Raw genomic sequence first — 22,733 nt, forward strand, 5'->3', positions numbered from 1 at the left:
GGTCAGTAGTACAAAGCGCGTTTTCATGGCTTACACCGGTGAGGGTGACTGATAACCATAGTTCGGCGTTGCGTCGATAGGCGTCACCACTTCCCCAATTACCATGATGGTGCCAGAGCCTGATGAGAGTCCGTTTGGATCCCACTGCATCGTGGTCTGGTGTTTCAGCTCCGGGTGTGGGTTGGTTTTGTCGCCTGTTGGTTCCAGTCGCACAGACATAAAGCCGGTCACCTTATGACGCGAATCATTCTGAAAGGTCGGTGCGAACTTTGGCATTTGCGCCGCGCAGGAGCCGCCATTCATGCTCGGACTGTATCCGTTAGCGTTGGCCGGGTTACCCCGCACAAACACATCAAAATCCACGTAGAGCATCATGGTGACGACTTCACCCGGCTTGGCCTGACGGTAAAGTTTGGAGAGCGCAGCAACAGAAATCTTGCTGTAATCACCACGCCAACCAAGTGAAGTGCGCTCAACTTCGCAGTCATACCCCAAAGCGTCATAGAGCTTTGATTCCATCATCAGGCCCTTATCGCCGCTGTTACGACCAAATTCCACCGGGATAACCACCGCCCCGGTCATATTGCTGACATGGTGCGCCAGAGCCTGAACCTTGTTCTCTGTGCTGCCAGTCCCTAGTTCCACAGTCATTGGACTACCTCGATAAATTCAATGTGATCAGTTTCCCCGCCGGTCATGGCGAGTGCTGCGCAGGTATTCAGGGTCAGTGTCTCGCCTGCTTCGAGACTGAATGCACCGACTTTCACGGCTTCCGTGTTGGCTTTGCTGGCTTTAAGCGTGACGCTCTGCCGCTGGATGTTCTCGGCCAGCTCAAACGGCAACGGCTCAGCGCCGGTGTTGATGCCCTTTGCCACCTCAAGGCCAACCGTCTGGCCGGGCGCAATTTGAGCTTTTGGCATACTGGTGACCGAAAGCGCCTGACCCTGCTCAAGGGCCACTTTGGGCAGGCTGGTTACTGCCAGTTGCTGGCCGTCGGCAATCTCCACCGCTGGCAATTGGGTAACACCCACCGTCTGCCCTTTCTTGATGCCTACCGCTGGCAGTCGCTCAACCTCAAGGCTCTGACCGTCAGCAATACGCATGGCAGGCATAGCGATAACCGCGATTTCCTGACCATCAGCAAGGCGCACCCTTGGCAGGTCGGTAATGGCAAGGTGTTGCCCCTCTGCAATCTCTACCGGGGGCTGTCGCTCAACCGTGACTTTCTGGCCGTCAGCCGGTGGCACATAGCGCCCCATCCCGGTGATGACCTCCACCATGCCCGCTTCGCCCAAGTTCTCCACGGTCACCAGCCCTGACAGCTTGTCATCGAGTACCTGAGCGCCCGGCCTGAGCCGGTACTCACCACGCTCGGTCTGAATACGCAGCTCTGACGGGCAGGACTCGATATAAATAAACTCACCGACCACCTGAAACTGTGCCCGCGCCCTTGGCTGCATCAGCTGTTTCATGCTCATGAGGTCACCGCCTTAGCCACGGCCACAATAGCTGCAGCCCCTGCGATTACGCCCACAACCTTGGTCACCGTGGCGTTAGTGTCTGCGCTGCCGCCGTTAGAGTTGGTTTTTGCCAGTTGCGTCATGGCTTTGAGATTGTCTGAGTTCTGCTTGGCCTGGCTGCCCGCCAGCCCCGCAATGTATTGCAGGTTCTCACTGTGGGCGTTTGCCATGACTTCGCTGTTTTCCCGGCTGAGGTTAATGGCATCCTCGGCAAGGTTTTCCCCCATGCTGAGCGCCGATTGCGTCACTTTGGTGTTACTGTCCAAAGCCGCTTCACTCATCCGGGCGGTCTTATCAATTGCCGAACTGGCAATATCCTTGGTGTTGTTGAGCGCCAACTCGCCCATTTCCTTAGCGGCCTCAATCGCTCCGTGGTCGCTCATGCTCACGTTGATTTGAGAATCCGATACACCGGACAGCGCCACCCCAAGGTTGTCCCCCTGAATGGCGTTTTGTCCGGTGGTGTTTTTGGTGTTGGTTGTTGTGTTACTGGAACTGCTGCCACCGCCGCCCATCAGCACACCTCCATATCGAGTGACAGCACGGAGTCATGCTCACCGCTTGCCACTTGTTGAAATCCAAAGGGGCGCAGAATGCGGCGCATTCCCGGCCGCACCGTGTGATACTTAATGGTGCAGTAACCCCTTGCCCGGACTTTAGCGATGATGGACGGGGCGGCTTTCACCATCCCCTTACCCGTCATGGCTAAAATCAAATACTCGTTGTCATCAGTGACGATGCCGACAAAGCGCACATTCACGCCCTGTCCTTTGATGTGATAGAGACTGGCGCGCCCGGACCTGACCGACTCACAGCAGAAATCAAACTCCTGCTTAGCGCCGTGAACGCCATTAAAGGCCGGGCGCAACAGGTGAAACTGCGCGTTAATATCGGCGCGGCCTGCGCGCATCACTCCCCACTTCATTTGCGCATCACCCACCAGATAAACAGCCCGGTCACACCCGCCACCGCGAGCGTTTTCCACGGCGTCTGACCAAAGGTCACATTGCCATTTCGGGCACCGCCAATGGTGTTGTGAGAGCTGGCCCCACTTGGCCCGGCTGCGCCGCCTCCGGCATTAATCGGCATAGAGCCGCTGTTTGATAAAGTGCCTAATCCTGGAAACATCACTTCACCCCTTTTGTCAGTACGTGGTAAGCGGCATACGCGCCGCCCCCAATCAGGCCAAGTTTGACCGCCTTACTGGCTCCCGAACCTGTCCAGTTACCAAGGCCAAAGCCCACGCCACCTGCGACCAGTGGCAGCAATACAATCAATGGCATGGCTTACCCCTTTTTTGCGACCAGATAGACCAGCGCGCACAAAAGCCCGGTGCCTACCAGCATGGTGGTAGTATTCAGGCGCGGCGCGTAGCCGGTCTGGATTGGCTGACCGTTTGGCTGGCGGGCAGGCTCACTGGTTGGGCGCTGCTCCTCCGGCGCGGCCTGACGGACCCGCTCTGACTCACTGTCAAACCACGAATCCACAAAGCGCTGACTGCCTGACACCACAGAGTCAGAAAGCCCGCTCAGGGTTTCCCCCCAATCGTCAAACATGCCGCCCCCTTACGCGCTGGCGGTAGGCAGTGCGTTTACCTGCTCAACGGCTTCAACAATCACCGGCACAGAGCCAATGGCCGATTTATCCAGCTCAAAGGTCAGCTGTGAACGGGCGGCAGTGTTAAGCATGCCGTCAGCGCCAAAGCCGTAGCGGATAAAGTCCAGACTGAACCAGCCGTCGTTTTGCTCTTTCTTGGCCTGCGCAAGGTCAAAGGCGTTGTCTTCCTTGGTGACGTTGATTTCCTCGTAGGTATCACGCACCACACGCACCCGGTTGATGCTGTCGTCAATGAAGTGAATACGCTTGAGGTTCAGCGCCGGGCTGCGCTCGGCAAAGTCAAACGGGGTACGGCCAGAAGCGGCAGCAAACCACGTCAGCTCATACAGGCGCGGCAGGTAGTAACGCTGGCTTTGCGCTGGCAGAACGTGACCACGGGCGCGAATGGTTGGCGCGTCAGTACCCGGGTCTTTGGCTTTCAGCTGGATATGCACAAACCAGATTTCACCAGGCAGTGTCACAAGGTCGGTCTGACGCACACCAATTTTGGTGCGCAGGGTCGGGTCACCGAATGAGATGATGTAACGACCATCTTCGGCGTAGGTCTTGCGGTGCGCCTGCAGCGCCACCAGTGCTTCGCCCGATACGCTGTATTTAGCCGAACCGTTAAGCGAGACTTCCACGCGCTCAATGTCTTTCGGGTTTTTGATGTTGGTTACCAGCTCGATAGAGTGATAAGTCGGGCCTGACACCAGACGCAAAGAAGCGCGGTTACCCCAGCCAACACCCTCAAGCGGATCCAGCTCTTTAGGACGTGGCGCGAATTTGGTGTTAATGAGTTCCATGGCGCAGCCCCTTAACCAATTACGTCTTCGACTGCATCCACGTTATTGGATGCCCAAACCACCACGCCAGATACCAGCGCAGCAATGCCCGCCACAATGGCAATGTTTTTACCTGTCAGTTTCATCTGTTTTCCTTTTTGAAAATAAAAAAGCCGCTCCACGCAGAGCGGGGAACGACTTCTATTTAAGGGAAAGATTTGGTTTCGATTCCTAATGGTTATTCGGAATCGGTTGGGAATAATTGTGATTTAAATCACAAATCACCAGCGAATGACGCCTTTTTGGAACGCTTTGCCGTCCTGCAGCAGGTACTCAAGCGGGTTGAGCTGGTCAATGTCCTGCGCCGGGATGCCGGTCATTTTTTCCAGATACGAAGCGCTGGCGCGGGTCTTTTGCATCATCACACAGGCCCGCTGACAGTTATCAATGATGGTTTTGGACACCTCCTGCCCCCGCTGAAACAGGTTGATGGTGTGCAGGTTGAACTTGCGCCCAAGGCGTAAAATCTTGCCGTGGTAGCCGGTGGCCTTGCCTGCATTCTCGCTGTGCTCGGCGACTTCCTCACAAATGATTTTAAGCGGTTTATTGTGCTTACCGTTTCCCATTGCCCAAACCACCTGACAGAACCGGTCAAAGTCTTTGGGAGTGGTTTCGTGAGTGGGTTGATAGGCAATCTTAAAGCCCTGTTTGGTTTTGCGTCCGGCGATAAGGGCGGCGGCAAACTCTTTAATGTTGCTGTAACCGCGCACCACCCGCCCGGCCAGCTTGCCGGTGTAATCGCCCATTGGGTCAAAGATAGCGACCTGATCCTTATCTTTGATAAAGAGCTTTTTGGCAGCGGAGGTTTTGCCGCTGCCACTCATCCCAACCGCAAACACATGGCCGTTTTTAAGCGCATTATTCGGGTTAATGGGTTGCATTTATTGGGTCTCCTCCTTTGGCTCGGATTCCGTTTCCTGCTCCACTTCCTTGGCCGCATCCGCCGCTTTAAGGTGACGGATTTGCTGGTAAGAGGAAAAGCCCAGCGCACCCGCTGCCATGACAAAGGCAATCTCTTCCTTGTAAGCGGCCAGCCACGGCGGCATTTCACCGCCATACTTCACCAGCAGCGGCGCGGCAGCATTCGCCACGTTTTCGGCCTGTGATGGGTCAAAAGCAAAATCCTTGTGCCCCATCTGCTTAAAAATCTGCTCGGAAATCCCAAGCACGGCCATCGCAGAAGCCGCACCCTGTGCCAGTGCCTGCTTGTTATCGGCCACCGACAGTCCGGCCTGCTCCGGGTCAAAATCGGCCTCATCGCCAAGCTCACTCAAAAGCGCGGCTTCCTGCTCCGGGGAGTGTTCCTCCACACCCTCAATTTCTTCAATGTCGATTTGGTTTTCTGTGTCTACGGTTGTCATTTACGCCACCACTTTGATTGTTTTTACCAGACCGCCAAACAGCAGCCCCAAGACAGCGCCAATACCGACACAGGTTGCGGTGCCGATTGGCTTCGATTCCGGTTCCGGCTTTGGCTCCGGGTTCGGTTTCGATTCGGTTGGATTGGCAACCGGGGTCGGCGCAGGCGCGGTCAGCGCTTCCAGTTCCGCTTTGACTTCCTCAAGCGGTTTGAAGGCTTTCATTTTCTCCTGCGCGGCTTTGCCGGTTCGGGTATCCGGGCCACATTCACAGCGGCCATGCACAAAAGCCGCCCGCTTGCCTTTGCCCTGCTTAATCGCTTTGGGGGTCAGGCAGGTGCTGCACACCACGTATCCTAAAATTTCGTTTACTTGTTCCATTCGCTGCGCTCCTGCTCTAAGGCGTTAAGTCGTTGGTTAAAGGCTTTAAACAGCCAGACGGTTTTATGTAGCCAGGGTTTAATGAACCCGAACCCCATCGGCGGTTTGTAGGCTTTGGATTCCGTATCCATTTCCTCTAAAAGGCGCTGGGTTTCCGTTTGTAATGTCTTCATTGGTTCCTCGTGCGTTCCAGAACTCCTCCCACTCCGGCGTGCCGCCTCCGTTGAGTTCCATATCTAAGAAAAAGTTGCTGATAATTTGTTGTTGTCGGGTTGGCCTGACTGCTTGCGTACAGTTAGTGCCACTAGTCCAAGGGCGCAGGCTCCCGCCTGCTTGAGAAGCCTCCGGCAAGCCGGACGGCTTTTTAATGAGTTTCCATTCGATATCGCGGGTGATCACGGTCAGGCCGCTACCCTGCAAACCGATAGTTTTGGTGACCGTCTCGCCGTACTTGTTTTCGGATAGCTCCACATAGGGTTTGATTGGACGCAGAGCCTGCGGCAGGCGGTGACCGCCCATGTAATCGAAGTAGGCAGAGAAAAATCCGCTGTCAGCCGCACGGCGCGCTTTCTCGAACTGACAAAACTCCTGCTCGTCAGCAATACGGCGCAGCTCACGCCAGACCGTTACGCTTGGGGTCTTCTGAAACTGGAACTGGCGAAAGCCAAAGGTGCGCGACCACGCCGTGACGTTGGCAATGGTTTCCTGCAGTTTTACCTGCTTCGCATTGAGATCGGACAGGCCGTCAAGACCGAAGCCGTCCACGTTTTTGGCAATGTATTTGGCGATATAGGACACGGCGTCGCCTTTATCCCGGTCGATAACGTCCACGCTTACCCGCGCTTTCATCGCTTTGGGTAACGGCTGGCCATCTTCGGTGTATAGCTCGTCTTGGTCGCGCTGCCACTGGTAGTGCTGCAGGAGCGAGATAAACGCGCCTACATGCTCAAGCGGCAGGAAAAACACGCCATGCCAGTGTGGGGTTCCGTCTGTGTGTGGTTCGACTACCCGCATGCCGTAGTAGGTCAGCTCTGCGCGGTCTGCAGCCGCCCTGAACCGCTGCCAAGACAGGGAAAGCCACTGGTGCGCCAGTTGCGGCGGTGCACCGTTCCACAGAGGATTTTCCACCCAGTATTTACCGCGCATTTTGAGGCGGTGATACTTGCCCGGCGCGGTCATGGTGACGAACACCGCGACATGGTTGTTTGAATCGGCGTATTCCTGACAGCCTGCAATGCGGGTCATCAGCTCATGACGGCGGTTCTCCGGGTTAGCGACAGAACTTCTGTACACATCGCCCATATCCAGTACATCGCCCTTTTCAGACTCAATCGCCATAAGCTCTAACCACTCACGCTGACGGTCTTGGCGGATTTTGAGCCACTCACAGGCCGAGAATGACGCATAAGGGGAAACGTGCGGCGATACCATGCCCACAGCGCGGCGGGCATTTTCAAACGCTGCGGCGACCTGTTTCTCAATGGCTTTTTTCCACACGGACTCATCCATCAGGCGCACCAGCATCGAGTAACACAAGTCATCATCCGACCCTACTTTGTCATCCGGCACCAAGTGCGGCATCCAGAGGCCAGAACCTACATGCTGGTCAATCATCAACAGCGTGTCTTTCACAGAAAGGCCGCTGCCATAGCGCTCACTGGTGGCGTTTTCCAAGTGCATGCGGGCGCGCCCTGCCAATTCCGTGGCAAGACGTGCGCGCTTGAACTCGTTATCCAGTTTCCACCATGGCTCTGGCAGTACCGACAAAGCAGAGAACGCCGCCGGGGCGCGGGACTCGATAAAGGCCAGTGCGCGCTTGAAACCATACTTACGCAGGCGGGCAGCAGAGGCTTTATCCAGATAGTTTTTAATGTCACCCGGTAGCTTGAACTGATTGGCAACCTGCGCAGCAAACGCAAATACCCGCTCACGTGGTGTTTGACCACCAGAGCGGGAGCCGGACACCATTGCCAGTGCCGGCGCGGTTGCCTGATTTTTCACAACGAACGTCGCCAGCTCCTGACGCAGAGCGTCCGGGAGCTTAGTCAGCGGGTTATTGGTGGTTTTGGTGTAAGTCTTCACAACGTAACCGCTTGCAGAGCACCGACTTTGATCAGCACCTCAGCAGGTACAACAATGCGCCCTTTCTCCCAACGTGAGAAAGTCGCTTGAGTTACGTCAAGCTGATGCTTTGCAATAAACTCAAATTGGCTTAAACCGGTGCGTTTGCGGGCTTGTTTCAGCGCAATAGCTGACATTGGAAATTGACTCATGTGTTTGCCTTTTGACGGAATCGGGCGGGAATGTGGGATTTGCGTGCTGGCTTCGTCTGACGGCGAACGTCAGATAAAAGGCGCGATACCCACTCAAGGGATTTTTGGGTTAACTCAGGGTCAGGGTTCACCGTGCCCGCCATATCCGGGCAGGGTTTATGAATAGGATCAAGGATCATCAGAAAGCCTCCTTAAATCGCAGCTTTCCAATCTTCATAAACAGCAGCCTGCTCAACTGCATACATTTCCAGAGCACGCATATTGATCAGGGTTCGGCCACGACGACCACCCTCACGACGGATCACGGGCAGCTTTCCGGTCTGAACCTGGCATTTGACAGCATCCAGCGTGTATCCCGTCAGCTCGGCATACTTCTCCGGTGTAACAAAAGGCGCATAATTGCTTGTTTGACCATTCCCTAATGACTCTTTATGACCTATCATGGTTTATTACCTCTATTGGCATATTCTCGACCTCTCACAACCGTAGAATATGAATTATTAATGACTGATTATGGCGTATTAAACGATCTAATCAGTCATCCGTCAACCTAAAAGGTTATGAATTATGAAGGAATGGTTTTTAAGCTCTGAGCTAGTTGGCCTCCCCGGCATGCCTAATGACGTGAATGGAATAAGCCAAAAAGCCCGCAGAAACAACTGGATAAAACGAAAAGCAGTTGGGCATGGCCGTTCTATGGAGTACCACATTTCCAACTTTCACGATGACGTATTAGAAGTATTAAATCAGAAGTACGGTTCGCTCCCTCCAAGCAACGTGAAGAAGATTGAACCGCTAAAGGACATTAAAGAATGGTGCAGTTTGCCAGTGTATGACGTTCACGCAGCAGCGGGCGCAGGAACGCTAGTAGAATCAGAGTTTCAAATCGGTGTCCAACTTATCCCGTGTGACTGGTTATCCGTCTACGGTCTTTGTGACCAAACCGCCTCGGTGATTTTTGTTGAGGGTGACTCAATGGAACCGACTCTATGCAGTAAGGATCGCCTGCTGGTAGATATTCGGGAAAGGCCGCACCCGGTTGCGAATGGCGTTTATGTCATCAGTATTGACGGTGCCGTTTTCGTTAAGCGCCTGCAGTGGGATATTGAGAACGGCCTGTATGACGTAATTTCAGATAACCCGAAATACAAGAGCTTTAAAATCGACCACAACAACGGCCGTAACTTCAAAATCATTGGCAAAGCCATTACAACTCTGATGAAAGAAGTCCTATGACAATCAAAAAAGACGGTGATAAATGGCTCGTTGACGTTCGTCCTGCTGGCAGGCAGGGCAAACGCTATCGCCGCAAATTTGATAAAAAATCAGAGGCTCTGGCCTATGAAAAACATATCTTGGCGACAGCTCACAACAAAGAATGGCTGGGTTTACCAAAAGACAACCGCCACCTTTCCGAGCTAATTGAGCTTTGGTGGAAAAAAGCAGGACAGTTCAAACGAACTGCAAGCAGCTACCACCGGCACCTGAAACTGGTTTGCAAAGAACTTGGGGATCCAACTGTCAGCCAAATTGATGCCACTCTTATAACTGACTGGCAGAGAGGGCGGGCTGAAAAAGGTCAGGCTACAGGCACAATTCGACGGGCAACTAACTGTATCAGCAACGTTTTCACCGAACTGATAGCAACAGGTGACTTTACTCAAGAAAACCCTATGAAAGGGATAAAACGCCCGGTAGAAAAAAGGCCGGAAATGGCCTATCTGACCAAAGAGCAAATAGCGGTTTTACGTGAACATATCAAAGATGACCGGGATTTAGCCCTGGCAGTAGATGTTTGCCTGTCTACCGGTTCAAGGTGGCGTGAAACTATCACTTTAAAAGCGAGTAACCTATCACCCTATCGAATCCGGTTTACTGAAACCAAAACAGATAAATCCCGGACAGTGCCGATTTCGAAAGAACTGTATGACCGTTTATACCCTAAAGATGGTGGAGCCGTTTTCAGCAGAGATCCCCAGCAAAAATTACGTTATGTAATGACAGAGCTAAAATTCGACTTACCGAAAGGACAAAAGATCCACAGCTTACGCCATTCCTTTGCCAGTTACTTTATGATGCACGGCGGGAATATCCTCACCTTGCAGAAAATCCTTGGTCATAAAGATATAAAGCAAACTATGGAATATGCCCACCTTGCGCCTGACTATCTGCAAGATGCCATAAGGCTCAACCCACTCCAAAGTGACCACAACTTGCCCACATAGTTAATTTTTCCTGACTTTCCCTGATTACAAACAAGAGAGAAATACCATTAGTTTCAATAACATAACCACAAACAACTTTTCTTGACGCATAAAAAAAGCCCCTCATAGAGGGGCAATAAGTACCATCGCTTATAGTTATAAGTTTAGTGCCAGTAAAATAATTAACCGAAATCACCATTTACATAGCCCTGAGTGCGGTCATCGCGGGGGCTGGTGAAGATGGTTTCGGTGTTGTCGTGTTCGACCAGTTCGCCCATCAGGAAGAAGGCGGTGCGGTCTGAGATACGGCGCGCCTGTGCCATTGAGTGGGTAACGATAACGATGGTGTAGTTCTTCTTCAGATCTTCCATCAGTTCTTCGATTTTATGAGTAGCGATTGGGTCCAGCGCTGACGTTGGTTCGTCCATCAGGATCACGTCCGGTGCCATCGCAATGGTGCGGGCGATACACAGGCGCTGCTGCTGACCACCAGACAGGCCAAAAGCGTGTGATTTCAGGCGGTCTTTAACTTCATCCCACAGGGCAGCGCCGCGCAGGGAGTCTTCCACTACCCTGTCGATGTGCTTCTTGTCTTTGATACCCTGAGCGCGCAGGCCGTAAGCCACGTTCTCGTAGATGCTCATTGGGAACGGGTTTGGCTTCTGGAAAACCATGCCAACTTTGATACGCAGGTCTGCCACGTCGATGTTGCCATATACGTCCTGACCATCCATATCCAGCTTGCCTTTGATGGTCACGCCTTCGATAAGGTCGTTCATGCGGTTCAGACAGCGCAGCAGGGTGGATTTACCACAGCCAGACGGGCCGATAAGCGCCGTTACCTGACGTGCAGGAATTGGCAGGTTGATTGCTTTCAATGCCTGGTTGTCGCCGTAGAAAAGATCCAGGTTTTCAATGTTAAATTTGTTCATTTTCGTCATCTCTTAATTCGTAAACTCTGTCAGTGTCAGTGCTGTAAGCAGCTATCCGTTAAACAAACGGGCTTAGTAAGTCGCGGTATTGAATTTCTTCGCGATCAGCTTCGTCAGCGTGTTGATAATCAGTACGACAACAATCAGTACGGTAGCGGTACCGTAAGCCTGATTCCACTCTTCAATAGTGAACAGCTCAGTTGTCAGCTTATACAGGTGAACGGTCAGCGTACGACCAGAGTCCAGCAGGGAGTCCGGGATACGTGCAACCATACCCGCGGTAAGAAATACCGGAGCAGATTCACCGATGACACGACCAATACTCAGAATGACCGAGGTTAAGATACCTGGCATCGCACTCGGCAGAATGAGGCGCCAGATGGTGTAAATTTTGGATGCACCCAGACCGTAAGAACCTTCACGGTAAGTTTGCGGTACTGCCATCAGGGCTTCTTCCGTGGTACGGATAATAACCGGCAGGATAAGAATACTCAGCGTCAGCGCACCTGACAGAATTGAGAAACCCAGTCCCAGGATGGCAACAAAGAACGTCATACCGAACAGACCGAAGATAATCGACGGGATACCCGCCAGGGATTCGGTACAGAAACGGATAACTTTAACCAGCTTACTGCCGACCTTGGCGTACTCAGTCAGGTAGATAGCGGTCATGATACCCAGTGGCGCAGCAACAGCAATGGAAGCTACAACCATGTAAATTGTTGAAACGATCATCGGGAAGATACCGTGCTCTTCACCGGTGCGGGTGTAGTTATCGGTAATGAATGCCCAGTCAACGTGTTTCAGACCGTTAGACAGGATGTACCAGATGATCCAGAACAGAAAGCCTACCGTCAGGGCTGCTGCTGCCCAGACGAAGACATTCAGCATGTTGTCTTTAAAGTTACGTGCTTTTTTAAGCTTTAGCTTGTCCATCTTACTTCGCCTTCTGACGGTTCAGGTATAGAAGAATACCGTTTAAGGTCATGATGAATACCAGCAGAACGACGCCGGTTGCGTACAGTGCGTTGGCGTGAACGCCACTTGCGTACGACATTTCAATCGCAATGTTTGCTGTCAGGGTACGCGCTGAGTCCAGCAGGCCTTCCGGCATCGCCGGGGCGTTACCCATTACCATGATGATCGCCATGGTCTCACCCAGCGCACGGGCAATGCCCAGAATGACACCCGTCATGATCCCCGAGCGGGCAGCAGGAACAAGCAGTTTAAAGATGGTGTAGATTTTCGAAGCGCCCAGCGCCAGCGAACCCTCTTTATATGAGCGGGGTACGGCGCGAATCGAGGTTTCCGATACAGTGATCACCGTTGGCAGGATCATCACACCCAGAACGACAATACCGGCCAGAATGGTGTTACCCGCAGGTACGTCGAATACGTTCTGAATCAGAGGAACAATGATAACCAAACCAAAGAAGCCGTAGACAACCGATGGGATACCCGCCAGAAGCTCTACCGCCGGGCGGATAAGATTCGCTACTGGTTTGGGCGCGATTTCTGCGATAAAGACAGCGGTCAGAACACCAACAGGCACACCCACCACAACCGCACCAAAAGTAGAAACAACCGAGGCAACAATCATGGTTGCAACGCCGTACAGCGCAGGTGGTAACCAGTCCTGGCCCAATACGATGCCGCTTACACCGGCTTCCTGAAATGCCGGGATACTCTCGGCAACGATAAAGTAAGCAATAGTGGCAAGAGAAACGATACCGATAACCGCACTGGAGAGAAACAGCGCATGGAAAATACGCTCTTTAACATCCACACCCTGTTTGGTGCGAAGTTTACTGATCTGCGGTTGTGTGTTTTCACTCTTCAAAGAGTCTTCACTATTTAACGCGATGGACATAACAAATACTCATATCGAAAGTTTCGAGATGGGAAAAGAGCTCAGCTCTTGCGAGCTGAGCAAGGATGATAAAGTTTGATTAGTTAACTGAGATGTAGCCTTTCTTCGCTACGATTGACTGGGCTTCATTTGTCAGCATCCAGTCCAGGAACTTCTGAGTTTCTGCAGAAGGTTTGCCCTTCTTGTAAAGAACCAGGAATGGACGGGCTACTTTGTAAGAGCCGTTCTTCACGTTTTCAACAGAAGCCGGAACACCATCTACCGCCAGAGCGTGTACAGATGCGTCTACCGTACCCAGAGAGATATAGCCGATAGCGTAAGGGTTGCTTGCAACCATGGTTTTCAGTGCACCGTTACCGTTAGCAACCTGAGCGCGCTGAGAGATAGCAGAAACTTTTTTGCCTGCGATTTTCTTCTTCAGCTTCATGATGTCTTCGAATGCACCGCGGGTACCTGAAGCAGTGTCACGGGTAATCGCTACGATTGGCTTGTCAGCACCACCCACGTCTTTCCAGTTAGTCACTTCACCCTTGTAGATTGCCGTTACCTGCTCAGCAGTCAGACCTTTCAGGCCGTTTTTCGGGTTAACGACTACTGCGATACCGTCACGGGCAACCACTTCTTCAACCAGGGTTGCTTCTTTTTCTGATGTCTTCAGGTTACGGGAAGACATGCCCAAATCAGCACTGCCGTTTTTCGCGGCCTTAACGCCAGCAGAAGAGCCGGGCCCCTGAACTTCAATAAATACGTTCGAGTTGGTCTTCATATATGTTTCTGAGAAAACTTCCATCAGTGGCGTTACGCTGCTTGAGCCCACTGCAGAAATAGTTTCTTTCGCCAGAACTGGATTTACTGTTAGTGTGCCAAGAAGAGCTAGTGCACCGATTACTGTCTTTTTCATCACAATTTCCTTAAGAGGCATAGTTGCCGTTGTGTTTCACTTGAACGCTGCTCACTTTAGGAGGGAAATATGACAGTTACGTTTCACCTGTTTGAATCCTGTATGACAGTCACTGTCATTTTTCTGAAACAAAAGCTAACAAATTCAGTTGCCTCAATGGCTCCTGGCCGCGCAAGGGATTCGGGCATCCGTTCTATAAATAATGTGCGCCAACCCAAACTTTTTCAATTGCAACCAGCTGCAGTCCTAATAGAATAAATCCCCTCTAATAACAAAAGGATAAATAATCAGGGCTAGCTATGAACTCATCATTGAAAAGGCTTTCTATTAAAACTCAGGTCATGGTACCTATGCTGTTTACCCTAGTGATTATGGTAGGCGGACTTCTCTTCTCCTCCGGCGAACTGCGCAACGCATTTAATGAAGTAGCCTCATCGGCGGAAAATCTGGCAAACCAGAAAGACGCCATTTCCGGGCTCGATGATGCGGCTTTCCGCATGCGTATTGCCGCGGTCTATGGTCTGAGCGATCTGGATAAACTCAATCAGCTGGATTCCACTCTCAGCCAACGCCACAGCAAAATTGAACAGATGCTGGCACCGCTGAAAAGTCATGGCTCCCTGAGCGATGAGATCAGAACACTGGAACGCTCAATACAGAGCTACAGGGATCTGACCAAAAACCAGATCATCCCGGTTGTTGGCCAATACCTGAATGGCCGCGACGATGAAGCGTTCCTCGATCAGCACCAGCAACTCATCCGAAAGTATGGTGCCCTTGGTGAAGAAATTATTCAGAATATCGACGCGCTTTCAGCCAGTATGGACCGTGAAGCTGAGAAAATATTGCTGTCACGTGAAGCTCAGCACACGCTCGTTCTGAATGCATCAACAGTGGGCATGATCGTTATGCTGTTGGTTGCGCTGACCGCGTGCTGGTTCATCGCCGGTCTTATCGTGGCGCCAATTAAGCGCCTGCAACTGGTAATGCGCGATGTTGCTTCAGGAAATATGACCGTTCAGGCCGGGGTTGAAGGTGAAGACGAAGTAGCTGCGCTGGCTGCCGATGTTAATGCTACCGTTAACCACCTGCGAACCACCGTGGGTTCTCTGGTCGGCATCAGTGACAGTGTGGCCTCTGCAGCAACTGAACTGGCTGCCGTGATGGTCCAGACCCAGGCCAACAGTGAGCAGGAGAAACTGGAAGTTGAGCAGGTTGCTTCTGCCGTAAATGAGCTGTCCAGCACGGCGCAAAACGTCAACACCAACGCCGTAGAAGCGGATACCGCTTCTGCTGAGGCAAATCAGATGGCAGACGCCAGCCTCACGATGTTTAACCAGGCAAGTGAAGCAAGCGAGCAGATGGCCGCTCAGCTGGCACAGGCGGCTGACGTGGTGACAAACCTGAAAGCTCAGTCTGAGAAGATTGGTTCGGTGATTGAAGTGATCCGCGGCGTCTCTGAGCAAACCAACCTGCTGGCACTGAACGCAGCGATTGAAGCCGCCCGTGCCGGTGAAAGCGGACGTGGTTTTGCCGTGGTTGCTGATGAAGTGCGTATGCTGGCCGCGCGCACTCAGGAATCGACCATGGAGATCGAGTCGATTATCGAAGAACTGCAGGCCCAGTCCGGTGTTGCCAACACCAATATGCAGGCGAGCATGGAAGTGCTGGAAAGCAACCGTGAACTGACCGTTCAGGTGCGCGACTCTCTGGATGGGATCAGTGGCGCAATGGATGCGATGACCAACATCAACAACCAGGTAGCAACAGCAGCGGAAGAGCAGAGCCAGGTCACCGATGATATTAACCGTAATATCGCAAATATCTACGAGCTGGTCAGCCAGAACGTCACAGGCGTCCTTCAGTCAAGCGAAGCGAGTAAAGAGCTGTCTGAGCTTGCTGAACAGCAAAAAGACCAGCTGAGGTTCTTTAAGTGCTGATTTAGACAAAATACGTAATCAAAGCGAAGCGCCGGGCGCTTCGCTTTTTTTTTTAACTTTCTTAAGACAACAAAAAGCCCGCATTAAATGCGGGCTTCTCAGCTGTCCGGAGTCCGGTTTGTTATCGGTAAAGACCGATATCGCGCTGCATGTGTGATGACAGCTCGTTTGCGTTGTAGCTCTTTTCTGTATCGCTTACGAAAAGGATGTCCAGAAGGTGAGCAATCAATCCTTTGAAGTTAACAGCGTAAGATTTCTTGTCCATTGACGCTGGAGCTGCGATTGTGCCGATTTGCATTACCTGTGCCATGATTGCCTCACAAAAAATAGTTTTAAGTTTTGATGGGGTAATAATAGGCAATTTCTTCCTGGTTAAATAATGACAAATCTTCCAGATTCGGATTAGATTTTCTTATGCAACATTCCGTTAACACGCAAGATTGGCCCGGATTTAAAATCGTTGCATAACTATTCAGGAAACAGCATGGTGACTGAATAAACGGGATTCATCCCTGCAACGGACAAACGTCAGAAACATTTCGTTTACAATTTGAGCATTTCAATAATTTGAACCTGCTCCCACAAGGGTTTATGCCGTTCTGGCCGGTTCCTGTATCCGGCAGAATAACCGACCGTATTTTGCAAAATCTGCAGCACATCCCTCCCCCACCAGTTTGTCCCCCACAAGCAGGAACATCACCGTTAAGGCCCTGAAAAAACGAGGGTGGCCGCCATATCATGTATAAAAAAGCAATTCTTTCTTCCCTGAATATAACTAATCCAAATATCCACCAACCGGAAAAAGCCATGCCAGTCCCGGATATTTCCAAAAACCAAACGCAAAACCTGTGATCCCTGCTGGCAGGTGTTGCTGTCCGCCGCTTTACGGTATGACACCCTACACACACAGTTACATTTCAACAAACAGACAATTTAATCTAAATTTCATATATTTATATTGAGCAAAATGTAGATTAGATCGCATTTAGCAAAACATAAGGTTCCCTTTATCAATCTCTTCAATAGAATCCATCAACCAGACAAATGAGACCATTTATCAACAAACAGGGACATTATGTTCGCCACCATCCTTAACCGGCTGAAAGTTTCGGCCAAAATTCGTCTGATCATCGCTATTGCGAGTGTTCTGATCCTGGCGGCCAAAATCACTTCGGCTTACAACCTCAAAGAACAAATTATTTATGAACGGATGCAGGCTGCGCAGTCTCTGGTTGAAAGCGCAGTCCATCAGATTGATGCCCTGGGGACAAACAGTGGTAACTTAACCCTGTCGGATGAAGAGTTGCGGTCACTGGCGCTTAAACAGATTGAAGCCATGCGCTATGGCGATAATGGCTACTTCTGGATCAATGACCTTGATGGTCAAATGCTGATGCATGCCACCAAACCCGCGCTGACAGGTAATAACATGGTGACACATCACGAGCACTACATCTCTTATGCCTTCTCGCAGTTCGTCAACACCGCAAAATCGGCAGGCAAAGGCTTTGTAGACTACCAGTGGCCGGTGCCTGGCAGTAAGGAGATGGACGATAAGATCTCATTTGTCATGAAGACATCTTCTCTGCCATGGGTGGTCGGTACCGGGGTGTACTTTGCCGATGTTGAGCAGACCTTTGAAAAAGAGCTGATGACTACCGCCCTGACCACCACGCTTATCGTCGCTGGTCTGATCCTGGTCTCCTCCACCATCGCATCAAACATTCTCAAGCCGATGAACAAACTGACCCGGACCATGGTTCTTATCGCAGACGAGAAGGATCTCTCTGTCGTGATGCAGAGTAAAGGCCGTGATGAGCTCTCCACCATGGCGACCGCATTTAACAAGATGAACGCCAACCTGCGCGAAGTGGTAGTCAATATCCACCGCAATACCGGCTCCCTCGCCTCTCAGGCTGAAGAGCTTTCGTGCGTGACCAGCCAAATCCAGGCCGGGATCCGCGAACAAAAACAGCAGACCAGCATGGTTAACGACCGGATGGAAAATCTGGCCGCTTCAGCAGACCTGGTGACAGACAAAGCCAACCTGGTTCTGAGCGCTACTGGTGAGTCCTCGCAGGCTGTCGCACTCGGCACCCGGGAAATGCAGGAAAATATCGAAGCCATCTCCTGTGTGGCTGAACGGGTCTCTGAGGCCGTAGATGTAGCCAGTGAACTGGAGAAGTCTTCACAGCAAATTGATGCCATCCTGGACGTTATCAAGCAAATAGCGGAACAAACCAACCTGCTGGCGCTTAACGCGGCGATTGAAGCCGCAAGGGCCGGAGAGCAGGGACGTGGTTTTGCCGTAGTAGCCGATGAGGTTAGAACCCTGGCGCAACGCACCCAGGAGTCCACCGGCAGCATTCAGGCCATCATCACAGACCTGCAGGCCGGTGTAGAACAGACGGTAACTACCATGCGAAGCTGTGAAGAACAGACCGGAAGAGGAATAGAAAAAGCCAACCAGTGTGGCGAAGCGCTGGCAAGCATCGGGCAGACCATTGAGACCCTGACCTCAGCAGCCAATGACATTGCGACTTCTGCCGAAGAGCAGCGCCTGCAAATCTCAGACATCAGCGCCAGCCTGAGCAGTATTACGGCCGTAGCCGAGCAGACAGAGGCCGGCACCAGCCAGACCTCTCAGTCGAGCGAGCAGCTGAGCAACATGGCTCAGCGGCTGAATGAGCAGGTTTATGAGTTTAAGGTATAAACGGTTCGAGGTCCTCGGTGCGGGGTCCTCGGTTTTGTGCGCTAAGGTAACAGCTTACGGCATAGGCCAGCCGGATCATAAACGGCGATGCCATCGGATTCGGTGAACTTGTGGCCGTACTCGCAGCGTTTGATTTCATCGGCGCTGGCATCGCCACCGGGTTTCACAAAACTGGTGATGATGCTGCCCATTTTGTTCAGCACCACCGGCTCAGACAGGGTATCCGGTTCCAGATCCTGCTGTGCGCGCGTTCCGTCTATATATAAGTCAGTCTTTTCGCCGGTGTTGAAGTTAGCCACGCGAAAAACACTTTCCGTCTCCCCTTTAGCAACCGGGGCCGGCTTTTCGGTCAGCTTCAGGCGAAGGTCTCCGCCTTTTTTTGTTCCGGCTGCAAACAGATAATACTCGTGGCCCGCCAGGATCGATTGCGGTGCGGTTGAGTAAATAACAGACTGAGTGTTTGGCTCTTTCAGTTCAAACACGACCACCACACTGTCGCCTTCCATCGACAAATCAGACCATTGCGCCGCACCAAACAGGGTGCTGTTCAGCAGAGTCTTCGGCCCTTTGCCTGCGGCAATGGCTGAGACTTCTACCGGAGCCGGGTCAGATGGGTCTGCGTCCGCCGCCATTGAGGTTTCAGCAAGATGATAGACTTTAATTCGGGCTGATTTCAGCTGAGAAGTTGTCTGAGAAGACGAAACGGAAGAACCCTCACCACCACAGGCAGAAAGCAGGACGATAAGAGCGGGAATAGCGATAAATCTGTTGAGCATTAAGGACACCATTTATTATTAATTAATCAATGCTGGTCCGTCAGCAGCGGCCTATGTTAACTGTTATGAGCAAAAACTCAACCAGACAAATTCACAAAACCAATAATAGTGTTGGGCCAGATTGCGGGGTATCATGCTGCTATAAAGCCGAATCAAGCACTTAGCCATGAACACCAGTCATTTGTTTATCCGCTCGCTGTTTTTACAGGAAATGCATAACCACCTCTGCCAGTGGGATGAGCACTCCGCTCCGGCCACTCTCATCCCCGGCTCCGTGTTTTCCAACCCGATGAACCTTATCCCCTGCTCTGAAATGATCCGCTGGTATGAAGAGATCATTCGCAGCTACCCCAGCCCGCACTTTGCACTGGAGATGAACCAGACCCTGAACCTGAAATCACTCGGCAGTATCGGTCTTTGGATGTTTTCCGGAACAGACGCAATCGCCACTATACGGCGTATCAACTTCGGTATGGGGTCTTTGTGTTCAGGGGTGTATATGGCCGGTGCGCAAACCGGCAAGTTCCTGAAATGGAGTTACCGGAATCCTAATCTGCCGGCAGAACTGAGAGTCCACGATGCCATCCGGGTAGCAGTATTCCAAAACAAGGTACTGCGCCACTATCTGGGGGGGAACTTTCGCCCGGCCCGGATAACGCTGCCCGGCAACCGGCCGGACACCGCCCGTTATGAACGCTATTTTGGCTGTCCGGTGGAATGGAACCAGCCGGAACTCACCGTCTGGCTTAACGCTGCCCAGCTTCAGCAGAGCGCCTTCAGCCCACGGCTCAATACCGGCGGAATGTCGGTCAGCTTTAACGACCTGGATGAGTTTCTGGATATGCCCCAGCCTTACGATGAGATCAAAGTGGTATTTGAGGTAATCAACTACAGCCGTCACTTTGGCCTGCCGACCCTGGAGAGAACCTCTGCCCTGCTCGGCCTTTCGACACAGCAGTTCCAGCGCCGCCTGAACGGGCTCGGGCTGAACTTTACTACTGTGTGTTCTTATGTGCTGAGCATCGTTGCGATTAACGCGTTCAAATACACCGACGATATCGACCAGGTAGCGCGCTCACTCGGCTATACCAATACCGAAAGCTTCAGCCGGATGTTCAGGAAAACCCGCGGCATGACGCCAAGGCAGTATCTCTATCATCAGACCTGATGTCTGTATTTTGCGGGTATAAAAAAAGCCGGGTTTCAAACCCGGCTTCTCTTTAACTTATAAGCAGTGCTTACGCTTCCTGGCGACGACCGCGTGATACGCGCTCACCACGGTGGCTGCCACGGTGATCACCACCACGGTTGCGATCGAAACGACGCTCGCCACCTTCGCGACGACCACCGCGTGAATCACGGCCGCCTTCGCGGTTGCCACGGTAACCGCCACCTTCGCGACGAGGACCGCCGTCACGGCGACGACCACGTGGTTCACGGAAGTCATCAAAGTCACATACTACCGCGCCCACTTCTTTCTGACGGATGCGCAGTTTACGCAGCTTGTTAGCAACGTCAGAAGACATAGCTTTAGGCAGCTGTACGAAAGTGTGGCCCTGAGCCAGCTTGATCGCACCGATAGAACCTTTGGTCAGGCCCAGCTCGTTTGCCAGTGCACCAACGATATCTTTAACCTGAACACCCTGCTCACGGCCAACCTGCAGCTGGTAAGTATCCCAGTCCTGGTTACCGCCACCAAAGCCTTCACGACGCTCAGTGCGACGCTCACGACGACGCTGCTTATCACGCTCGATAGCCTCGATCATCGGATCCGGACCAACGTAGAACAGAGGACGTTTGCCCTGCTGACGCTTAAGCAGGATAGCAGCAAGGGTAGCCGCATCCAGTTCCAGAGATTCCTGCAGTTTTTTAACCAGCTCAGTGAATTTCTCCAGAGCTTTGTGCTCTTTCTCAGCTTCCAGCTCAGTGCCCAGTTTAACCAGACGAGCTTCTGCTACTTTGTCACGCTCAGGAAGCTGGATCTCTTCCATAGTTGACTTGGTTACGCGCTCGATGGTGCGCAGCATACGCAGCTGGTTAGTACGTACCAGCAGGATCGCACGACCTTTACGGCCAGCACGACCGGTACGGCCGATACGGTGGATGTATGACTCAACATCGAATGGGATGTCGTAGTTGAATACGTGAGTGATACGCGGCACATCAAGACCACGTGCAACAACATCAGTTGCTACCAGAATATCGATCACACCTTGTTTGATGTGGTCAACAGTACGCTCACGCAGAGACTGAGGAATGTCACCGTGCAGAGCAGCAGCTTTAAAGCCACGTGCGCTCAGCCAGTCAGCCAGACGCTCGGTATCCTGACGGGTACGAACAAACACGATAGACGCATCGGTCTCTTCGGTTTCCAGCAGACGCATCATTGCTTCGTCTTTTTCTACGCCTTTAACAACCCAGAACTGCTGCTCTACTTTAGCAACGGTTTGGTTTTTACCAGCAACGTCAACAGTAACCGGCTCACGCAGGAAGCGCTCAACGATGTTTTTCAGCATCGGAGGCATGGTTGCAGAGAACAGTACGCGCTGTGCTGATTCAGGAGCGTGCTCCATGATCTCGGTTACGTCATCAACGAAACCCATGTTCAGCATTTCGTCTGCTTCGTCCAGTACGAAAGTGTGTACTTCGTCAAGATGCAGGCGTTCGCGGTTGATCAGGTCCTGAACACGGCCAGGAGTACCAACAACGATGTGTGCGCCGCTCTTAAGAGCACGCATCTGATCAACGATAGAAGTACCACCGTAGATTTCCAGAACTTTCAGGCCTTTGATGTTCTTGCCCAGGTTCTTCATTTCTGCTGCAACCTGGATAGCCAGTTCGCGGGTTGGTGCCAGAACGATAGCCTGTGGCTTACGCTGACCCAGATCGATTTTGTTAAGCAGAGGAAGAGAGAAAGCAGCAGTTTTACCGGTACCGGTTTGCGCCTTACCCAGCGCATCTACGCCTTTCATCAGGTGCGGGATAGAAGCCGCCTGGATTGGAGTTGGGGACTCAAAACCCATCGCGTCAAGAGCAGACAGGATGGAATCGTTCAGAGCTAAATCACTGAACTTCATTTCGGAATCTTGCATTGGGATCCTACTATATTAAATTAAAAAACCAGGTCCCATCAGCTCTACCAATTCCAGTACCAATCCAGTTGATTGACTGACTCCGTTCAGATGACGATCAGTATTAAAACGCATCAAGCCACGCAGGGACATTCTTAAGGGAGCGCGATTCTGCCCGAAAAGCATAAAAAAAGCCAGAAAAAATTGAATTTCATCACAAAATTAGTTCAAGACTGAGAAAATCGAATGTAAAGCCGACAAAAAGCGCAACAAAACATCATTCTGAATCCCCGGCTCAACAAAGCATAGCAGGCTTTACGCTGGCATTTGGGCAGTTTGCACATTATAGTGAG

Annotated in this window: 26 protein-coding genes; 5 read left to right on the top strand and 21 right to left on the bottom strand. The window is 51.9% G+C overall.

The annotated features are described in order from the left end of the window. Positions 1-30 precede the first annotated feature (30 nt). From ACVB80_RS02095 to ACVB80_RS02160, 14 genes are all read right to left on the bottom strand, one after another. On the bottom strand, positions 31-651 hold the full coding sequence (locus ACVB80_RS02095) for a hypothetical protein (RefSeq protein WP_481079597.1): 621 nt from the start codon (positions 649-651) through the stop codon (positions 31-33). Continuing rightward, a complete protein-coding gene (locus tag ACVB80_RS02100; protein WP_481079598.1) occupies positions 648-1,478 on the bottom strand; it encodes a hypothetical protein in 831 nt (276 codons plus the stop codon). Before ACVB80_RS02100 ends, ACVB80_RS02095 begins: the two co-directional genes overlap by 4 nt. Continuing rightward, positions 1,475-2,035, bottom strand: a complete 561-nt coding sequence (locus ACVB80_RS02105) for a chemotaxis protein (protein WP_481079599.1) — start codon at positions 2,033-2,035, stop codon at positions 1,475-1,477. The genes ACVB80_RS02100 and ACVB80_RS02105 overlap by 4 nt, the downstream gene beginning before the upstream one ends. Then, positions 2,035-2,445 (bottom strand): hypothetical protein, encoded by a 411-nt coding sequence (locus ACVB80_RS02110; protein WP_481079600.1) that lies wholly within the window; start codon positions 2,443-2,445, stop codon positions 2,035-2,037. The genes ACVB80_RS02105 and ACVB80_RS02110 overlap by 1 nt, the downstream gene beginning before the upstream one ends. Then, positions 2,442-2,648: a hypothetical protein gene (locus ACVB80_RS02115; protein WP_481079601.1), complete on the bottom strand. Its 207-nt coding sequence runs from the start codon at positions 2,646-2,648 to the stop codon at positions 2,442-2,444. The genes ACVB80_RS02110 and ACVB80_RS02115 overlap by 4 nt, the downstream gene beginning before the upstream one ends. After that, a complete protein-coding gene (locus tag ACVB80_RS02120) occupies positions 2,648-2,803 on the bottom strand; it encodes a hypothetical protein (protein WP_481079602.1) in 156 nt (51 codons plus the stop codon). Before ACVB80_RS02120 ends, ACVB80_RS02115 begins: the two co-directional genes overlap by 1 nt. Positions 2,804-2,806: 3 nt before the next feature. Continuing rightward, entirely contained in the window at positions 2,807-3,076 is a 270-nt protein-coding gene (locus ACVB80_RS02125; protein WP_481079603.1) for a hypothetical protein, read from the bottom strand. Positions 3,077-3,085: 9 nt separating this feature from the next. Next, positions 3,086-3,922 (bottom strand): major capsid protein P2, encoded by an 837-nt coding sequence (locus tag ACVB80_RS02130; protein WP_481079604.1) that lies wholly within the window; start codon positions 3,920-3,922, stop codon positions 3,086-3,088. A 260-nt stretch (positions 3,923-4,182) separates the two neighbouring features. Continuing rightward, positions 4,183-4,842, bottom strand: a complete 660-nt coding sequence (locus tag ACVB80_RS02135; protein ID WP_481079605.1) for a type IV secretory system conjugative DNA transfer family protein — start codon at positions 4,840-4,842, stop codon at positions 4,183-4,185. Next, complete coding sequence (locus ACVB80_RS02140) at positions 4,843-5,322, bottom strand: hypothetical protein (protein ID WP_481079606.1); 480 nt, start codon at positions 5,320-5,322, stop codon at positions 4,843-4,845. Next, positions 5,323-5,700 (bottom strand): hypothetical protein, encoded by a 378-nt coding sequence (locus ACVB80_RS02145; protein ID WP_481079607.1) that lies wholly within the window; start codon positions 5,698-5,700, stop codon positions 5,323-5,325. It abuts the gene before it with no gap. A gap of 78 nt (positions 5,701-5,778) precedes the next feature. Continuing rightward, positions 5,779-7,782, bottom strand: coding sequence for a replication endonuclease (locus tag ACVB80_RS02150; protein ID WP_481079608.1), 2,004 nt, complete (start codon positions 7,780-7,782; stop codon positions 5,779-5,781). Next, entirely contained in the window at positions 7,779-7,973 is a 195-nt protein-coding gene (locus ACVB80_RS02155) for a helix-turn-helix domain-containing protein (protein WP_481079609.1), read from the bottom strand. The genes ACVB80_RS02150 and ACVB80_RS02155 overlap by 4 nt, the downstream gene beginning before the upstream one ends. A gap of 191 nt (positions 7,974-8,164) precedes the next feature. Further along, positions 8,165-8,416, bottom strand: coding sequence for a hypothetical protein (locus ACVB80_RS02160; RefSeq protein WP_481079610.1), 252 nt, complete (start codon positions 8,414-8,416; stop codon positions 8,165-8,167). Positions 8,417-8,540: 124 nt separating this feature from the next. On the opposite strand from ACVB80_RS02160, the gene ACVB80_RS02165 reads away from it, so the two are divergent. Further along, complete coding sequence (locus ACVB80_RS02165; RefSeq protein WP_481079611.1) at positions 8,541-9,209, top strand: S24 family peptidase; 669 nt, start codon at positions 8,541-8,543, stop codon at positions 9,207-9,209. After that, positions 9,206-10,198 carry a phage integrase gene (locus ACVB80_RS02170; protein WP_481079612.1) on the top strand — a complete coding sequence of 331 codons (993 nt, stop codon included), beginning with the start codon at positions 9,206-9,208 and terminating at the stop codon, positions 10,196-10,198. The genes ACVB80_RS02165 and ACVB80_RS02170 overlap by 4 nt, the downstream gene beginning before the upstream one ends. A 161-nt stretch (positions 10,199-10,359) precedes the next feature. Here the strand turns inward: ACVB80_RS02170 and pstB are convergent, their stop codons facing one another. From pstB to ACVB80_RS02190, 4 genes are all read right to left on the bottom strand, one after another. Continuing rightward, on the bottom strand, positions 10,360-11,109 hold the full coding sequence (gene pstB, locus ACVB80_RS02175; protein WP_481079613.1) for a phosphate ABC transporter ATP-binding protein PstB: 750 nt from the start codon (positions 11,107-11,109) through the stop codon (positions 10,360-10,362). A gap of 72 nt (positions 11,110-11,181) precedes the next feature. Continuing rightward, on the bottom strand, positions 11,182-12,045 hold the full coding sequence (gene pstA, locus ACVB80_RS02180; RefSeq protein WP_481079614.1) for a phosphate ABC transporter permease PstA: 864 nt from the start codon (positions 12,043-12,045) through the stop codon (positions 11,182-11,184). A 1-nt stretch (position 12,046) separates the two neighbouring features. Continuing rightward, positions 12,047-12,979, bottom strand: coding sequence for a phosphate ABC transporter permease subunit PstC (gene pstC, locus ACVB80_RS02185; RefSeq protein WP_481079615.1), 933 nt, complete (start codon positions 12,977-12,979; stop codon positions 12,047-12,049). Between the two features lie 79 nt (positions 12,980-13,058). Beyond that, positions 13,059-13,880 (bottom strand): phosphate ABC transporter substrate-binding protein, encoded by an 822-nt coding sequence (locus ACVB80_RS02190; RefSeq protein ID WP_481079616.1) that lies wholly within the window; start codon positions 13,878-13,880, stop codon positions 13,059-13,061. Between the two features lie 299 nt (positions 13,881-14,179). Between ACVB80_RS02190 and ACVB80_RS02195 the strand changes: the two genes are divergently transcribed. Beyond that, positions 14,180-15,820, top strand: coding sequence for a methyl-accepting chemotaxis protein (locus ACVB80_RS02195; protein ID WP_481079617.1), 1,641 nt, complete (start codon positions 14,180-14,182; stop codon positions 15,818-15,820). Positions 15,821-15,941: 121 nt separating this feature from the next. Here the strand turns inward: ACVB80_RS02195 and ACVB80_RS02200 are convergent, their stop codons facing one another. Next, positions 15,942-16,130 (bottom strand): hypothetical protein, encoded by a 189-nt coding sequence (locus ACVB80_RS02200; protein ID WP_481079618.1) that lies wholly within the window; start codon positions 16,128-16,130, stop codon positions 15,942-15,944. A 765-nt stretch (positions 16,131-16,895) separates the two neighbouring features. Here ACVB80_RS02200 and ACVB80_RS02205 point away from each other — a divergent pair. Then, entirely contained in the window at positions 16,896-18,533 is a 1,638-nt protein-coding gene (locus ACVB80_RS02205) for a methyl-accepting chemotaxis protein (RefSeq protein WP_481079619.1), read from the top strand. 41 nt (positions 18,534-18,574) lie between these two features. On the opposite strand, the gene ACVB80_RS02210 is transcribed toward ACVB80_RS02205, so the two are convergent. Next, positions 18,575-19,309: a hypothetical protein gene (locus tag ACVB80_RS02210; RefSeq protein ID WP_481079620.1), complete on the bottom strand. Its 735-nt coding sequence runs from the start codon at positions 19,307-19,309 to the stop codon at positions 18,575-18,577. Between the two features lie 166 nt (positions 19,310-19,475). Here ACVB80_RS02210 and ACVB80_RS02215 point away from each other — a divergent pair, with 166 nt between their 5' ends. Continuing rightward, positions 19,476-20,477: an AraC family transcriptional regulator gene (locus ACVB80_RS02215; protein ID WP_481079621.1), complete on the top strand. Its 1,002-nt coding sequence runs from the start codon at positions 19,476-19,478 to the stop codon at positions 20,475-20,477. Between the two features lie 70 nt (positions 20,478-20,547). Here ACVB80_RS02215 and ACVB80_RS02220 read toward each other — a convergent pair whose 3' ends face one another. Next, positions 20,548-22,401, bottom strand: coding sequence for a DEAD/DEAH box helicase (locus tag ACVB80_RS02220; RefSeq protein WP_481079622.1), 1,854 nt, complete (start codon positions 22,399-22,401; stop codon positions 20,548-20,550). Between the last annotated feature and the right edge of the window lie 332 nt (positions 22,402-22,733).

Source organism: Vibrio sp. 9-16B-A1 (genome assembly GCF_056726165.1).

What these genes read in the sequence shown, in the direction of transcription:
- ACVB80_RS02190 (WP_481079616.1), bottom strand. Translation starts at nt 13,880, where the DNA reads ATGAAAAAGACAGTAATCGGTGCACTAGCTCTTCTTGGCACACTAACA.
- pstC (WP_481079615.1), bottom strand. Translation starts at nt 12,979, where the DNA reads ATGTCCATCGCGTTAAATAGTGAAGACTCTTTGAAGAGTGAAAACACA.
- ACVB80_RS02205 (WP_481079619.1), top strand. Translation starts at nt 16,896, where the DNA reads ATGTTCGCCACCATCCTTAACCGGCTGAAAGTTTCGGCCAAAATTCGT.
- ACVB80_RS02125 (WP_481079603.1), bottom strand. Translation starts at nt 3,076, where the DNA reads ATGTTTGACGATTGGGGGGAAACCCTGAGCGGGCTTTCTGACTCTGTG.
- ACVB80_RS02210 (WP_481079620.1), bottom strand. Translation starts at nt 19,309, where the DNA reads ATGCTCAACAGATTTATCGCTATTCCCGCTCTTATCGTCCTGCTTTCT.
- ACVB80_RS02155 (WP_481079609.1), bottom strand. Translation starts at nt 7,973, where the DNA reads ATGAGTCAATTTCCAATGTCAGCTATTGCGCTGAAACAAGCCCGCAAA.
- ACVB80_RS02105 (WP_481079599.1), bottom strand. Translation starts at nt 2,035, where the DNA reads ATGGGCGGCGGTGGCAGCAGTTCCAGTAACACAACAACCAACACCAAA.
- ACVB80_RS02120 (WP_481079602.1), bottom strand. Translation starts at nt 2,803, where the DNA reads ATGCCATTGATTGTATTGCTGCCACTGGTCGCAGGTGGCGTGGGCTTT.
- ACVB80_RS02100 (WP_481079598.1), bottom strand. Translation starts at nt 1,478, where the DNA reads ATGAGCATGAAACAGCTGATGCAGCCAAGGGCGCGGGCACAGTTTCAG.
- ACVB80_RS02195 (WP_481079617.1), top strand. Translation starts at nt 14,180, where the DNA reads ATGAACTCATCATTGAAAAGGCTTTCTATTAAAACTCAGGTCATGGTA.
- ACVB80_RS02170 (WP_481079612.1), top strand. Translation starts at nt 9,206, where the DNA reads ATGACAATCAAAAAAGACGGTGATAAATGGCTCGTTGACGTTCGTCCT.
- ACVB80_RS02200 (WP_481079618.1), bottom strand. Translation starts at nt 16,130, where the DNA reads ATGGCACAGGTAATGCAAATCGGCACAATCGCAGCTCCAGCGTCAATG.
- pstA (WP_481079614.1), bottom strand. Translation starts at nt 12,045, where the DNA reads ATGGACAAGCTAAAGCTTAAAAAAGCACGTAACTTTAAAGACAACATG.
- ACVB80_RS02095 (WP_481079597.1), bottom strand. Translation starts at nt 651, where the DNA reads ATGACTGTGGAACTAGGGACTGGCAGCACAGAGAACAAGGTTCAGGCT.
- ACVB80_RS02160 (WP_481079610.1), bottom strand. Translation starts at nt 8,416, where the DNA reads ATGATAGGTCATAAAGAGTCATTAGGGAATGGTCAAACAAGCAATTAT.
- ACVB80_RS02215 (WP_481079621.1), top strand. Translation starts at nt 19,476, where the DNA reads ATGAACACCAGTCATTTGTTTATCCGCTCGCTGTTTTTACAGGAAATG.
- ACVB80_RS02145 (WP_481079607.1), bottom strand. Translation starts at nt 5,700, where the DNA reads ATGGAACAAGTAAACGAAATTTTAGGATACGTGGTGTGCAGCACCTGC.
- ACVB80_RS02110 (WP_481079600.1), bottom strand. Translation starts at nt 2,445, where the DNA reads ATGAAGTGGGGAGTGATGCGCGCAGGCCGCGCCGATATTAACGCGCAG.
- ACVB80_RS02130 (WP_481079604.1), bottom strand. Translation starts at nt 3,922, where the DNA reads ATGGAACTCATTAACACCAAATTCGCGCCACGTCCTAAAGAGCTGGAT.
- ACVB80_RS02135 (WP_481079605.1), bottom strand. Translation starts at nt 4,842, where the DNA reads ATGCAACCCATTAACCCGAATAATGCGCTTAAAAACGGCCATGTGTTT.
- ACVB80_RS02115 (WP_481079601.1), bottom strand. Translation starts at nt 2,648, where the DNA reads ATGTTTCCAGGATTAGGCACTTTATCAAACAGCGGCTCTATGCCGATT.
- pstB (WP_481079613.1), bottom strand. Translation starts at nt 11,109, where the DNA reads ATGAACAAATTTAACATTGAAAACCTGGATCTTTTCTACGGCGACAAC.
- ACVB80_RS02165 (WP_481079611.1), top strand. Translation starts at nt 8,541, where the DNA reads ATGAAGGAATGGTTTTTAAGCTCTGAGCTAGTTGGCCTCCCCGGCATG.
- ACVB80_RS02220 (WP_481079622.1), bottom strand. Translation starts at nt 22,401, where the DNA reads ATGCAAGATTCCGAAATGAAGTTCAGTGATTTAGCTCTGAACGATTCC.
- ACVB80_RS02140 (WP_481079606.1), bottom strand. Translation starts at nt 5,322, where the DNA reads ATGACAACCGTAGACACAGAAAACCAAATCGACATTGAAGAAATTGAG.